This window comes from Kribbella sp. NPDC050281 (assembly GCF_040655855.1).
Lineage (GTDB): Bacteria > Actinomycetota > Actinomycetes > Propionibacteriales > Kribbellaceae > Kribbella.
The window spans coordinates 132,054-144,740 of sequence record NZ_JBFAKS010000018.1 but is presented as its reverse complement, the minus strand read 5'-3'; the positions used below and the strand labels follow the sequence as shown (position 1 = coordinate 144,740).

Here is a 12,687-nt window from a genome sequence, read left to right as displayed (position 1 = left end):
GTTACTCCCCTCCCCCTGCTGCGTCTCCTCCGCCGTCGGCCCCGCCCGCCGCGCGCGCTTTGTCGGACCTCACGCGGATCCGTGGATCCAGCCGGCTGTAGAGAATGTCGGCGAGCAGGTTGGCCACCACCACGGAGATCGTGATGACGAGGAAGATCCCCTGCAGCACCGGGTAGTCGCGGCCCGAGATCGCGTTGTAGAGGCTGAACCCGATGCCCTGGTAGCCGAAGATCCGCTCCACGAAGATCGACCCGCCGACGACGAACCCGAGCGAGATGGCCAGCACGCTGAACAGGGGCAGTACGGCGTTGCGCCCGACGTACCCGGATCGGATCCGCGAGTCGGTCAGGCCGCGCGCGCGGGCGACCGTGACATAGTCCTCGCCGAGGGTCTCCACCGTGGAGGACTTCATCACCAGCGCCCAGGATCCGACCGTGGTCAGCAGGTACGCCAGGATCGGCAGCATCGCGTGGTAGAAGATGTCGTTCAGGAACGCCAGGCTGAACGACGGTTCCACCCCCGGTGTGTACGAGCCACGGGCCTCGGTCAGGTTGAAGACCTGCAGCTTCACCCCGAGGAAGACCACGATCAGGATCGCGAGGATGTAGTTCGGGATCGCGTGCAGGAAGGATCCGATCGAGCTCAGCAGGTGGTCGATCCAGCTTTCGCGGCGGTAGGCCATGATCATGCCGGCCACGATGCCGATCATGAAGCTGAGGATGGTGGCGACGCCGACGGAGAACAGCGTCCAGGGCAGGTAGGTCTTGATCACCTGCGCCACGGTGGTCCCCGGCGAGAGCAGCGAGTTGCCGAAGTCGCCGTGCAGCAGGTTGAGCATGTAGGTGACGTACTGCTGGATCAGCGGTTGGTCCGGGTCCAGCGAGAACAGGTTCTTGGCCTGTGCGGCAGCAGCCTCGTACGAGATACCTGTCTGAGCGATCTGGGTCTGGATGTAGGTGTCGACCGGGTTACCGGGCAGCAGCCTGACCAGGAAGAACGTTCCCGTCGTCACGATGAAGACAGTCAGCACCGCCTTGGCTAGTCTTCGCACCAGCCAGGAGTTGAAGAATCTCTTGGGGGCCGTGGGTTTCGGTTCCTCCACCGGCCTCTCTATCAGCTTCGAGGCCGGAGTCTCGACCGCACCACTCACAGCTCACCTCCACGCGGGGGTACCGACGGCGTGTCAACGCAGAAGCCGAATGCAGCCGTACTAACGCATGCTGTCTTGCATTCATCTGCGCGCAGTGTCGCTAGTTTGCGCAACCACATACACCGAGTCAACGGTTTCTACGTACCCGAGGCCACGGTCACCGAATCGTGAGTATTCGGTTGCTCTGCGCACCGATTCTGACACCCTCAGTGCCGAAATGCGGTACGCCGCAACGCAAACGTCGCCCGCCACCTCTAGCGGTGGCGGGCGAACGTTTGATAAGTCAGCGAGTTGCGCGGTTGATCGCGGAGACGACGGCCTTCAGCGAGGCGGTGAGAATGTTGGCGTCGCGGCCGACACCCCAGTAGACCTCGTCACCGACCTCGCACTCGACGTACGCCGCGGCGAGCGCGTCGCCGCCCGCGGAGAGCGCGTGCTCGTGGTAGTCCAGCACCCGTACGTCGTACTTCAGCGGCTGGATCGCGTCGACGAACGCCGACACCGGGCCGTTGCCCTCGCCGGACAGCTCGTGCGGAACACCATTGGAATAGACCTGAACGCGGAGCTGATCGCCCTGCCCCTCACCGGACGACGAGTTGACGCTCAGCAGCGACAGCTTGCCGGGCGAGAGGTACTCGGTCGCGAAGATGTCCCACATCTGCTGCGGACCGACCTCGCCGCCCTCGGAGTCGGTGTGCTGCTGGATCACCCGGCTGAACTCGATCTGCAGCCGGCGCGGCAGGTCGAGCCGGTGCTCCGACTTCATGATGTACGCGACGCCGCCCTTGCCGGACTGCGAGTTCACCCGGATCACGGCCTCGTACGACCGGCCGACGTCCTTCGGGTCGATCGGCAGGTACGGCGCCTCCCAGGTGATCTCGGACACCGGCCGGCCCTCGGCCGCGGCCTGCTTGTCCAGCGCCTCGAGGCCCTTCTTGATCGCGTCCTGGTGCGAGCCGGAGAAAGCGGTGTAGACCAGGTCACCGGCGTACGGCTGCCGCTCGGGCACGCGCATCTGGGTGCAGTACTCGACCGTGCGGCGGATCTCGTCGATGTCGGAGAAGTCGATCTGCGGGTCGATGCCCTGGCTGAAGAGGTTCATGCCCAGCGTCACCAGGTCGACGTTGCCGGTCCGCTCGCCATGGCCGAACAGGCAGCCCTCGACGCGGTCCGCGCCGGCCATCAGAGCCAGCTCCGTCGCCGCCACCGCCGTACCGCGGTCGTTGTGCGGGTGCAGGCTGATCGTGCTGTGCTCGCGCCGGGTCAGGCCCCGGCTGAACCACTCGATCTGGTCGGCGTACACGTTCGGGGTCGACATCTCGACGGTGGCCGGCAGGTTCAGGATGATCTCCCGCCCCTCCGCCGGCTGCCACTGGTCGCTGACCGCCTCGCACACCTCGAGCGCGAACTCCAGCTCGGTGCCGGTGAAGATCTCCGGGCTGTACTGGTACCCGAACTGGCAGTCGCCCAGCATGTCGTCGGCGTACTTCATCACCGTCTCGGTACCGCGGACGGCGATGTTGAGGCACTCGGCCTTGTCCACGTTGAAGACGACCCGGCGGAACAGCGGCGCGGTCGCGTTGTAGAGGTGGATGGTCGCCTTCGGCGAGCCCTGCAGTGACTGCACGGTCCGCTCGATCAGCTCGTCCCGGGCCTGGGTCAGCACCGAGATCGTGACGTCGTCGGGGATGACGTCGTCCTCGATCAGGCTGCGGACGAAGTCGAAGTCGTACTGGCTGGCGCTCGGGAAACCGACCTCGATCTCCTTGTAGCCCATCTTCACCAGCAGGTCGAACATCCGCCGCTTGCGGGCCGGCGACATCGGCTCGACCAGGGCCTGGTTGCCGTCACGGAGGTCGGTGGACAGCCAGCGCGGAGTGCGGTCGACCGACCTGGTCGGCCAGGTGCGGTCCGGCAGGTCGATCGGCGGGAACGCCCGGTAGCGCCGGATCGGCATACCGGAGGTTTGCTGGACGGGCTTGGGCTGATTCTGCGGTGCCACGGGGGTTCTCCTCGGGAAGGTGTACTGCGGGGGTCGTGAGGGACGACCGGCGTACGACCGAACTCCGCGGCGAGGGAACCGGCCTTGTCAGGCCTCGCCGCGGCAGCGAAGGAGGAGAAGCTGGTGCCGCATGATGCCAGTGAGTCTATGCACAACCACGCTCGGCCGTCGAACCGGGGGTCTCGATCGGCGAGACACGGAGCGTGACCGCCTTGTGCCGGACAGAGTGCTGAAGAAGTGCTGAAGATGTGCGTTCTGCGGTCCTTGGCGGGAGCCGTGGCGATGCAAGGATGGCCGGATGGCAGCGCGGGTGCTGGTGGTCGAGGACGCGGAACCGATCCGCACCGGCGTCGGTATCGCGCTGACCGAGGCGGGCCACACGGTGCGGACGCAGGCGGACGGCGATGGCTTCGAGCGGGAGCTGGCGGAGTGGCAGCCGGACCTGGTGCTACTCGATGTGATGCTGCCCGGCCGGGACGGGTTCGAGCTACTGACGGTCGCTCGGGAGACGTCGAACGCGGGTGTGATTCTGCTGACCGCGCGTGATGGAGTCGAGGACCGGCTGCGTGGGCTGCGGACCGGGGCTGACGACTATGTGGTGAAGCCGTTCGTTCTTGCTGAGCTGATCGCGCGGGTCGAGGCGCTGCTGCGGAGGATGGGCCGGCTCCGGACTGTCCTGGAGATCGGCGACCTGGCGGTCGACGTCGAGGCCGGGTTGGTACGACGGGCCGGACAGGAGATCGAGCTGACGGCGACGGAGTACAAGCTGCTCGCGTTCCTCGCGGGACGCAGCGGCAAGGTGGTCGGCAAGACTCAACTGCTGACCGCGGTCTGGGGGTACGACGACTACGCGGCCAACCTGGTCGAGGTGCACGTGAGCGCACTCCGCCGGAAGCTGGAGGCACACGGGCCACGGTTGCTGCACACCGTCCGCGGTTCGGGCTACGTCCTGCGGCCGCCGTCATGAGGCCGCTGCGTACGGCGTCCTTACGGGTCCGCGTGACGCTGACGGCGATCGCCGTACTGCTCATCGTGCTGCCGGTGACAGGGCTGGTGGTGAAGGCGGTCTTCGACGCGCAGGCCGAGCGCAGTCTCGACTCGCTGCTGACCGGGCGGGCGCAGCTGGCTCAGCAGCTCGCCCGGCAGAACGTTGCCCCGAGCAACCTCGTACGGCGGATCGACGCGGACGGGGTCCGGGTTACGCTGATCCTCCGGTCGGGTCAGCAACTCGGTGCGCCACCGGTCGACCCGGGTGGGACGGTCCGCCAGGTGCGTGCGACGTTGCAGACGGGACAGCGGACGCGCGGCGCGACGTTGCTGTTGTCGGCGGACACGGCGTTGCTGTCGGACGCGAGCGCGCGGCTCCGGACGGTGCTGCTGGTGTCGGGGGCGGCGGCGATCCTGATCACTGCTCTGGCGTTGATCATCGGGATGAGGTTCGCGCTGGCGCCGCTGGATGCGATGACAGGACTGGCGCGGTCGATCGTGGCGGGGCGGCGAGGTGAGCGGCTGCAGCCGGAGCGGGCCGACACCGAGCTCGGGCGTACGGCGGCCGCCTTCGACGAGATGCTGGACGCGCTCGAAGGTGCCGAGGGCTCGGCGCGCCGGTCGGAGGACCGGATGCGCGAGTTCGTCGCCGATGCCGCGCACGAGTTGCGTACGCCGGTCGCCGGCTTGCAGACCGCTGCGGAGACGTTGATCCAGCTAGGCCCCGAGGCCCCGGCCGAACGCCGCGAAGAGCTCGAGCTCCTGCTGGTCCGCGAGTCCCGGCGCGCCGGCACTCTCGTCGCCGACCTCCTGGAACTCAGCCGCATCGACGCCGGCCTCCAGCTCAACCTCGCCCAGGTCGACCTCCGCCACCTCGCCGAGGCCCAGGCCGCCCGCATCCGGTTGGTCGCGCCCGATGTCGCTGTCCAGGTAACCGGGTCCGCCACGGTCAGCGGCGATCCGGAACGCCTGGCCCAGCTCCTCGCCAACCTCCTCGATAACGCCCGCCAGGCCGGTGCGCACTCCCTGCACATCGCGGTCGCGCCGACCGGCCTCCTGGTGGAGGACGACGGCCCCGGAGTCCCGCCCGAAGTCCGCGAACGCATCTTCCAACGCCTCGTCCACGGCCCCCAGAGCAAGGGCGCCGGCCTGGGCCTCGCAATCGCCCGAGGAGTCGCCCGAGCACATGGTGGTGATCTGACGGTTGGCGACCGCGCCGACGGTCGGCGCGGTGCCTGCTTCAAGCTCGTGCTCTCACACCCTCAGTAGGCCGTCGATGGTGCTCTTGTGGTCGGCGAGGATCTTGGCGGGTTCTGTGCCGAGCACGTCGCGGAGGACGGTGGCGTAAACGTCGCGGAAGTCGGTGGTCGCCTTCAGGTCGCCGTTGGAGAGGTCGGTCAGACTCGGCTGCTCGCCGAAGAAACCGCCCGACACCTTGTCACCGACCACAAACACCGGACCCGCCGTACCGTGATCCGTCCCGTCGCTCCCGTTCGCCTGGACGCGCCGGCCGAACTCGGAGTACACGAGCACCACCGCGTTCTTCCCCCGGTCCGTCTTCCGCAGCCGTTGCACGAACGGCGTCACCGCCATGTCGAGCTCAGTCAGCAACCGCTGCTGCGTCCCGCGCTCGTCAGCGTGTGTGTCAAAGCCGCCGAGCGAGGCCGAGTAGGCCCGCGTCGGTACACCGGCCTCGATCAATCCCGCAATCAGTTCGAGCTGGGCTCCAAGTTGCGACGTACCGCCCGCCGATGCTCCCTGCGTGCGCTGCTCGTCCTCGTCCTCGTCCTTCTCGTGACCGGTGCGCACCGCGTTGCCGAGCACCTTCGTCGCGTCCTGCAAGTCCTGCACTGCCTTGGCCGCCCGCGCCTGCCAGTGCCCCTCCCCCGGACTCGGCTTGCCCAGCGCCGCGTACGCCGTACCGAGTGCACCCTTGGGGAGCGCCAGCCCACGCAATGGCAGCGACGCAGCCGCTGTGGTCTCGCCGGCGAGCAGCGGCGGAAGAGTGGGTTCGACCGACACGGCCCGGAGCGGATCGGCACCGGTCGCATCAAGCCAGCGGCCGAGCCATCCGGTCGGTACCGGCGACTTCGGTGACGCCGTCTGCCAGATCGCCATCGACCGGAAGTGGCTGCGGTCCGGCTCGGGGTATCCGACGCCACGCACGATCGCCAGCCGCTTCTCGTCCCACAGACCCTTCAGGCCCTTCAGGCCCGGGTTCAGCCCGAGCCCGTCACCCAGATCCAGCACCTCGTTCTGCTCGTACGCCAGATCCGGACGCGCCTTCTGGTACGCCGGATCGCTAGCAGGCACGACCGTGTTGAGTCCGTCGTTGCCGCCGTACAAGGTGATGACCACCAGCACGGACTGGTCGCTCGGCAATGGATTGTCGACCGCCGCGGCCATCAGGTCGGACCAGTTCACCTGCGTCGCGCCGACAGCCAGCGCTCCGGCTGCCGTCACCCCGCTGAGCGCCAGGAACCGCCTTCTCGTCAGGTTGTCCATCAGTCCTCCTCGGCCGCTCATCCGCTGACCACGTACTCGGGTGCGCAGGCGGCGAGTGCCGTCAGCTGCTTGGGGTCCTTCACGCCGGCCAGTGCCGTCTTGGTCCGCTCGGTCCAGGCATCGACACCGAGCAGGGTCGCGACCGCGGCCACTTTGTCCTTGGCGCCTTCCACTGTGGGGATCTCGGCCTGCTTGACCAGGTGCTGGGCGAGCTGCAGCCGGGTCACCCCGGCCGACGTCGTCAGCCAACTCGCACCAGCCGGCCAGCCCCCGACGCTCGGCGGACGGAACGGCAACTGCCCCATGCCGCGGAGTCCGGCGAGCAGCTTGGTCTGCTCCTTCTCGGCGAGCTTCCCCGGCTGGATCCGCAAGGCCCGCAGCAAGCCGGCCGCCCACTCCACCGGCTGCTTCACCAGCGCGGACTCCGGATCCCGGAACGCCGCCTCGGCAACCATTGCCGTCAGCAACGACCGTACATTGCGCTCGGCGCCGTACGCCGTGGTCAGCCGAGCGATCGTCGCCGCATCCGGTGGCGTCGCCGACACCAGCCGGAACCACAGCCGCCCGATCACGAAGCCGGCCGAGGCGGGTTGCGCCAGCGCCAGCCCGGCAAACCCTTTGGCGTCGAAGTTCCCGGTCTTGCCGAGCAGCGTCTTCGAGCCCGAGTCGAACCGCCTCCGCTGGAACGTCGCGCCCTTCCCGTCGCGGGCGAGCACCCACCCGGTGAGGCAGCGCGCACCCTGGGCGACGTCGGTCTCCTGATAGTGGCCGATGCCGAGCGTGAAGAGTTCCAGGTACTCGCGGGCCAGGTTCTCGTTCGGCGTACCTTTGCGGTTCTTCTGGCCGTCGAGCCAGCGGATCATCGCCGTGTCGACGACCATCGCCTGGGCCAGGTCGCCGAACCGGCCGAGCGCATGCGTGCGCTGCGTCTGGTTCTGCCCCAGCATCCACGCGGCGTTGCGGACCTTCTGGTTGCTGGTCGCGAAGTGCCCGTGCCAGAACCAGGTCAGCCGCTCACTGGCCGTCCGGCTCGCGACCATCCGGTCCAGCCACCACACGGTCAGCTTCCGCTCCTGCGCCACCCGCGCTTTCGCGGCCGCCTTCTTCGCGTCCTTGTCCTTCTTGGCGTCCGGATCCTTCTTGCCCATCGGCGGCGGTGGCGCCAGCCCGGTCGGCGGCGGAAGGGCGGCGGCCGCCGCGTCCGTCGCCGGACCCAGCAATCGCCGCAGCGTCGCGTCGAACCCGGCCGTCAGGTCCCCGGCTGCCGGCCCGAATCCGAGCCGGTCGTTCAGCCGCCGTACCGCGGCCCGCTCGCTGATCTCGGTCATACCCCCGATCGTTTCCAGCCGGGTCCGCCCGGACCAGTCTCCGGCGGCTTTCTTCAGCCAACCCACAGGTGTGGGTAGACAGTGTCTATCCTGATCCTGTAGACACTGTCTACGTGATCGCTCTCGGCCTCCTGACCGCATCCGCCTGCTGCCACGCGACGTGGAACCTCCTGGTGAAGAAGACTTCCCAGACCGGGCCGGCGTTCGTCTGGTTGTGCGGTCTCGTCACCCTCCCGCTCTCGGCCGCACTCCTCATCTGGTCAGGCCTGCGCGGCAGCGTGGGGACGGCCTGGTGGTCCGGTCTGGTGAGCATGCTCTTGCACACGACGTACGCCGTCACCCTGCAGAAGGCGTACGGCGCAGGAGAGTTCTCGACGGTCTACCCGGTCAGCCGGGGTGTGGCTCCCGTTCTCGTGACGGTGGCAGCAATCCCATGGCAGGGATGGCCGGCAGCGAAGGCGTGGGGTGGCGTCTTACTGGTGATGTGCGGCGTGCTCGTGATGGACGGACTACGCCGCCACCGAAGGATGGCGCTCGGTCTCGGGCTGGGTCTCGCGGTCGCGACCTGCACTGCCGCCTACACGCTGTGGGACGGCTTCGCGATGACCTCGCTCGGCGCGAACCTCGTGCCGTACCTCGCGATAGCCAACGTGGCGCAGATCGTCGTGTTGTCGACAATCCTCGCGCCGCGCCGCGACGAACTGCGTGCGGTGCTCGGTCAGTGGCGGCAGGCGATACCGATCGCGATCCTGACGCCGGCGAGTTATGGGCTGGTGCTGCTCGCCCTGTCCTTCGCGTCTGTCGGCACCGTCGCGATCGGCCGCACCCTCAACGTCGTACTCGGAGCGATGGCCGGTCTCGTCGTACTCCGCGAGCGACTCAGCCTCACTCGCATCGCGGGTCTGACCACCGTCGTCGCCGGCGTCCTGATCGTCACCACCTGAGACGGAACAGTCCGAGTTGCCTTCAAGTGTGCTTGAAATCTTAAGCTCCCTGGTATGACACGAACTCTCGCGGACCGGATCGGCACTCACGGGCTGGGCGTCCTGGTCACGCTCAAACGCGACGGGCGACCGCAGTTGTCGAACGTCACCTATGTGTTCGACGGCGAACGGATCCGGGTCTCGCTGACCGACGGCCGGGCCAAGACGAAGAACCTGCGCCGCGATCCGCGCGCCAGCCTGTACGTCGACGGACCCGGCGGCCGCTCGTACGTCGTACTCGAGGGCAAGGCCGAGCTCAGTGCGGTGGCGGCAGACCCCCACGACGCGGTCGTCGAGGACCTGGTCGACTACTACCGCACCGCGTCCGGTGAGCACCCGGATTGGGACGACTACCGCCGCGCGATGATCGGGGAGATGCGCCTGATGTTCTCGATGGTCGTCGACCACGCCTACGGCATGCCACAGCCCTGAGCGGGGAACTTCTCCACGGCGGATAAACCACTCGCGGTAACCGACGGCGTGGTGGACTCTGTGGGCGTGGAGATCACGAGACTGTCACCCGACGACGAGGCCGGGTGTATCGATGCCGTAGCCGTGCAGAACGCCGGCACGAAGCTGGACTGTCCGGAGATGCTGGACCTGACCCCACGAGGGTTCGCCAACATGCTGCGGTACGGCTGGGACATGAACCCCGAGCAGGCGTTTCTGGCCCGGGAGACCGACGGCACCGCGATCGGACTGGTGCTCGTGTCGGCTCCGTCGTACGACAACCTGAACCAGGTCTGGATCGACGTCAACGTCCATCCGGACCACCGCGGTCGCGGGGTCGGGTCCGCCCTGGTCGAGTACGCCGAGCAGGTGACCCGCGAGCTGGGCCGGAGCGTGGTCGGGTTCGGCGGGTACGACCTGCCGAAGGCGCAAGCGTTCGCCCAGCGGCACGGCTACGAGCAGAAGGCGATCGAGGTGAACCGACGGCAGGACCTCGACGGCCTCGACTACTCGATCGTGCAGAGCCTGTACGACGGCGCCGTCGCCCGCTCGTCGGCGTACGAGTTGGTGAAGATCACCGGGGAGCTGCCGGACGAGTTGCTCGACGGCATGGTCGCGGTGACCGAGTCGATCAACGACGCGCCGAAGGACGACCTCGACATGGAGGACGACGTCTACAGCCCGGAGCGGTTGCGGGCCTACGAACAGGCGCAGATCAAGAGCGATCGGACCATCCACCGGGTGATCGCCCGGGAGAAGGCGACCGGTGAGCTGGCCGGCCACTCGACCATCACGGTCGAGCGCGAGCGCCCGCACATCGGCATCCAGAACGACACGGCGGTGTCGCGCGACCACCGGGGCCACCGCCTCGGCGCGCTGCTCAAGTCCGCCATGCTCTTGTGGATGCGCGACGAGGAACCGGCACTGAGCCTGGTCGACACCTGGAACGCCGAGTCCAACGACCACATGATCTCGATCAACCAACAGCTGAACTACCGCATCATCGCCCGCGTCTTCGCCTACCAGAAGACGCTGTAGCTCACGCCGGGTGGCCGAGCCCGAACAACCCGGCCACCCGGACCGCGAGCTCGTCCTCGGTGCGGCTGCCATCGACCACGATGCTGGTCAGCCCGAGCCGCCGCGTCTCCATCGCGACCTGATCGGTGAACCTCCGGTCCCGCTCCAACAAGTTGCCCAGGGCACTGCGGGCAGTGTGATCCGCCATCGCACGGTCGGTGTCGTAGAGCCGGACGCCGAAGCGTTCGACCAGGTGGCGGGCGACGGTGGACTTGCCGCCGCCGCTGCCGCCGCCGAGCCAGAAGACGTGGGACAGGTCGTTCACAGGACCTGGACCAGGGTGACCTTCATGCGGTTGGTGAGGGTGAAGCCGAGGGAGCTGTAGAGCCGGATGGCATTGGTATTACCGCCGCCGGTGTGGAGCATCGGGGTGCGGCCGGTCGCGGTGATGTGGGCGGCAACGGCGCGGATGAGGCGGGTGGCGAGGCCCTGGCCCTGGTACGACGGATGGGTGCAGACGGCACTGATCTCGGTGTGGTCCGGCAATGCGAAGCGGGTGCCGGCCATCGCGATCAACTCGCCGCCGCGGCGGATCCCGAGGTAGGTGCCGAGCTCGATCGTGCGGGTGCGGAACGGCCCAGGATCGGTGAGAGCTACGAGCGCGAGCATCTCGGGCACGTCGTCCGGACCGAGCAGGACCGCCTCCGGGTCCTCGGCCGGGAGGTCTGCCGGCGCGACGAACTGCACCAGGTCGATATGCAGGTCCAGCTTGAAGCCGTCAGGGATGGGGAACTCCGGGCGCATCAGCGCAGCCGTGGTTCCCGGGCCGAGCAGGACCGCCGCGTCGGCCCAGTCCTGCGGCGTCGGGTCGTCCGGCAGAGCGAGGAACGGCGCGACCGCGGGCGGATACCGACGGGCGTTGCCTCGGACCTCGGCGAAGCCGGCATGCGGTCCGGTCAGAGCGGCGTACACAGGATTGGTCAGCACTCGGTCTTCCCCCACGACAGATTGATCAGAATCCCAGTTTGCGCAAGTGCTTCGCGTCTGTCTGCCAGTTTTTGGCGATCTTGACATGCAGGTCGAGGTACACCGGCGTACCGAGCAACGTCTCGATCTGGCGGCGGGCGGCGGCACCGACCTCGCGCAGGCGGGCACCCTTGTGGCCGATCACGATGCCCTTCTGGCTGTCCCGCTCGAGGTAGATGTTCGCGTAGATGTCGAGCAGCGGCTTGTCCTCCGGCCGGTCCTCGCGCAGGCCCATCTCGTCGATGGTGACCGCGATCGAGTGCGGCAGCTCGTCCCGGACGCCTTCGAGCGCGGCCTCGCGAATGAGCTCCGCGACCAGCGTCTCCTCGGGCTCGTCGGTGATGTCGCCATCCGGGTAGAGCGCGAAGCCCTCCGGCAGCAGCTTCACCAGTTCGTCCGCGACCACGTCGACCTGGAAGCCCGACGTCGCCGACACCGGGACGATCGAGGCCCACTCGATGCCGGCCGATTCCCCCAGCGCGGCGATCTCGGCCAGGTGCTCGACCATCCGGTCCGGCTCGACCAGGTCGGCCTTGGTGGCCACCGCGACCTTCGGGGTCTTGGCGACCTTGGCCGCCTCGGTCACCAGGAACCGGTCGCCGGGCCCGATCTTCTCACTGGCCGGCAGGCAGACGGCGATCACGTCGACCTCGGCCCAGGTGGCCTTCACCAGGTCGTTGAGCCGCTCGCCGAGCAGTGTGCGCGGCTTGTGCAGACCGGGCGTGTCCACCAGCACGAGCTGGGCGTCAGGCCGGTGCACGATGCCCCGGACCGCATGCCGGGTCGTCTGGGGCTTGGACGACGTGATGACGATCTTCTGGCCCACCAGGGCGTTGGTGAGCGTGGACTTCCCGGCGTTGGGACGGCCGACGAAACAGGCGAAACCGGACTTGAACGGCTCAGGTGTGGACGACATCGCGGACCTCTCCGGTGCCTTGGGCAACTACTACGGGGATGGCGGCGCCGGCGAAGTGGCGGACCACGTTGACGTCGACGGACTCCGCGTCGGTGACCACCGCGGCGGCCTCGAGACCCTTCACACCGGACGACAAGGCCATCGCGACCGCGAGTTGCAGCGCGGTCAGCTCGACCGTGTCGAGCGCCACCGTGCAGGCGGCGTACGTCCGCCCGTCGGAGTCGCGCACGGCCGCACCCTCGGCCGCCCGGGTCCGGGCGCGGGTGGCGCGGGCGAGCGTGACGAGTTTGGCGTCCTCGGCCGAAAGGTCTGACAACACGTAC

At 68.1% G+C, this 12,687-nt stretch carries 13 protein-coding genes; 5 read left to right on the top strand and 8 right to left on the bottom strand.

Annotated elements, in window-relative coordinates; genetic code table 11:
* Position 1: 1 nt before the first annotated feature.
* Together AB0I34_RS21160 and leuA are read right to left on the bottom strand one after the other, a co-directional pair.
* Complete coding sequence (locus AB0I34_RS21160; RefSeq protein ID WP_360447355.1) at positions 2 to 1,102, bottom strand: ABC transporter permease; 1,101 nt, start codon at positions 1,100 to 1,102, stop codon at positions 2 to 4.
* A 331-nt stretch (positions 1,103 to 1,433) separates the two neighbouring features.
* Positions 1,434 to 3,107: a 2-isopropylmalate synthase gene (gene leuA, locus AB0I34_RS21155; protein WP_360447389.1), complete on the bottom strand. Its 1,674-nt coding sequence runs from the start codon at positions 3,105 to 3,107 to the stop codon at positions 1,434 to 1,436.
* A 343-nt stretch (positions 3,108 to 3,450) separates the two neighbouring features.
* Here leuA and AB0I34_RS21150 point away from each other — a divergent pair, with 343 nt between their 5' ends.
* Positions 3,451 to 4,119 (top strand): response regulator transcription factor, encoded by a 669-nt coding sequence (locus tag AB0I34_RS21150; protein WP_360447353.1) that lies wholly within the window; start codon positions 3,451 to 3,453, stop codon positions 4,117 to 4,119.
* Entirely contained in the window at positions 4,116 to 5,408 is a 1,293-nt protein-coding gene (locus AB0I34_RS21145; RefSeq protein ID WP_360447351.1) for a HAMP domain-containing sensor histidine kinase, read from the top strand. Before AB0I34_RS21150 ends, AB0I34_RS21145 begins: the two co-directional genes overlap by 4 nt.
* Here AB0I34_RS21145 and AB0I34_RS21140 read toward each other — a convergent pair.
* Positions 5,394 to 6,644: a DUF1501 domain-containing protein gene (locus tag AB0I34_RS21140; protein ID WP_360447349.1), complete on the bottom strand. Its 1,251-nt coding sequence runs from the start codon at positions 6,642 to 6,644 to the stop codon at positions 5,394 to 5,396. The two genes, AB0I34_RS21145 and AB0I34_RS21140, sit on opposite strands and share 15 nt — an antisense overlap.
* Positions 6,645 to 6,661: 17 nt before the next feature.
* The gene (locus AB0I34_RS21135) at positions 6,662 to 7,972 is read right to left on the bottom strand and encodes a DUF1800 domain-containing protein (RefSeq protein ID WP_360447347.1); all 1,311 of its coding nucleotides are present in this window, start codon (positions 7,970 to 7,972) and stop codon (positions 6,662 to 6,664) included.
* 113 nt (positions 7,973 to 8,085) lie between these two features.
* Here AB0I34_RS21135 and AB0I34_RS21130 point away from each other — a divergent pair, with 113 nt between their 5' ends.
* The 3 genes from AB0I34_RS21130 (at position 8,086) to AB0I34_RS21120 (ending at position 10,443) form a co-directional block, all read left to right on the top strand.
* Positions 8,086 to 8,916, top strand: coding sequence for an EamA family transporter (locus AB0I34_RS21130; protein WP_360447345.1), 831 nt, complete (start codon positions 8,086 to 8,088; stop codon positions 8,914 to 8,916).
* 54 nt (positions 8,917 to 8,970) lie between these two features.
* Positions 8,971 to 9,387 (top strand): PPOX class F420-dependent oxidoreductase, encoded by a 417-nt coding sequence (locus tag AB0I34_RS21125; protein ID WP_360447343.1) that lies wholly within the window; start codon positions 8,971 to 8,973, stop codon positions 9,385 to 9,387.
* 66 nt (positions 9,388 to 9,453) lie between these two features.
* The gene (locus tag AB0I34_RS21120; RefSeq protein ID WP_360447341.1) at positions 9,454 to 10,443 is read left to right on the top strand and encodes a GNAT family N-acetyltransferase; all 990 of its coding nucleotides are present in this window, start codon (positions 9,454 to 9,456) and stop codon (positions 10,441 to 10,443) included.
* A gap of 1 nt (position 10,444) precedes the next feature.
* On the opposite strand, the gene AB0I34_RS21115 is transcribed toward AB0I34_RS21120, so the two are convergent.
* The 4 genes from AB0I34_RS21115 to AB0I34_RS21100 are packed head-to-tail and all read right to left on the bottom strand — an operon-like array spanning position 10,445 to position 12,683.
* The gene (locus tag AB0I34_RS21115) at positions 10,445 to 10,747 is read right to left on the bottom strand and encodes a hypothetical protein (RefSeq protein ID WP_360447339.1); all 303 of its coding nucleotides are present in this window, start codon (positions 10,745 to 10,747) and stop codon (positions 10,445 to 10,447) included.
* Positions 10,744 to 11,409: a GNAT family N-acetyltransferase gene (locus tag AB0I34_RS21110; protein ID WP_360447337.1), complete on the bottom strand. Its 666-nt coding sequence runs from the start codon at positions 11,407 to 11,409 to the stop codon at positions 10,744 to 10,746. Before AB0I34_RS21110 ends, AB0I34_RS21115 begins: the two co-directional genes overlap by 4 nt.
* A 25-nt stretch (positions 11,410 to 11,434) precedes the next feature.
* Positions 11,435 to 12,364 carry a GTPase Era gene (gene era / locus AB0I34_RS21105; protein WP_360447335.1) on the bottom strand — a complete coding sequence of 310 codons (930 nt, stop codon included), beginning with the start codon at positions 12,362 to 12,364 and terminating at the stop codon, positions 11,435 to 11,437.
* The gene (locus AB0I34_RS21100) at positions 12,348 to 12,683 is read right to left on the bottom strand and encodes a cytidine deaminase (protein ID WP_131350068.1); all 336 of its coding nucleotides are present in this window, start codon (positions 12,681 to 12,683) and stop codon (positions 12,348 to 12,350) included. The genes era and AB0I34_RS21100 overlap by 17 nt, the downstream gene beginning before the upstream one ends.
* Between the last annotated feature and the right edge of the window lie 4 nt (positions 12,684 to 12,687).